1 protein-coding gene is annotated in these 466 nt (G+C 74.9%); it reads right to left on the bottom strand.

Going from position 1 to position 466, the window contains the following annotated elements:
• A partial coding sequence (locus RM812_RS42300) for a hypothetical protein (protein ID WP_311586352.1) occupies positions 1–466 on the bottom strand: 466 nt, incomplete at both ends.

The raw sequence follows: 466 nt of genomic DNA, 5'->3' as shown, positions 1-466 counted from the left end.
AGCGGCTCGCCGGCCGGAACGGCGGCGCTCAGCACACCGGCCGACCTTGCCTCGTCGGCCTCCTCCGCCAGGCGCGCGTTCGGTATCCCAGTCACCCGGACCGGGCCGTCGCCCGCCTGCTTCACACAGTCGGCGAGGGCGGCCAGACCGGAAACCTCCCGGCCCCAGGGCAGCGCGGGCACACCGGCGAGGTCGAGCCCATCGGACGGCCCCTCGTGCAGGACGACCTCGTAGCGGTGCCGGGTCAGTTCGTTGTGCGCCCGGCCGGATTTCAGCCGGATGTCGGCCTCGAGGCCGCGTTCCGCCGCCCAGGCGGCGAACCACTCCGGCGCGACCACCAGTTCGCGCTCGGCGAGCAGCGCCTGCTCCACCATCGCCCGCACCTCCTCGTGCGGCGCGTGGGGCCGCGCCGTGCGCTGCACCTCGGTCAGCAGGAGCGGCAGTGTCGTGGCGTTGCGGACGTCGC

Source organism: Streptomyces lancefieldiae, from assembly GCF_031845825.1.
Classification (GTDB): Bacteria; Actinomycetota; Actinomycetes; order Streptomycetales; family Streptomycetaceae; genus Streptomyces; species Streptomyces lancefieldiae.
The sequence above is the reverse complement of the archived record's forward strand: the minus strand, read 5'-3'. Positions and strand labels throughout refer to the sequence as shown.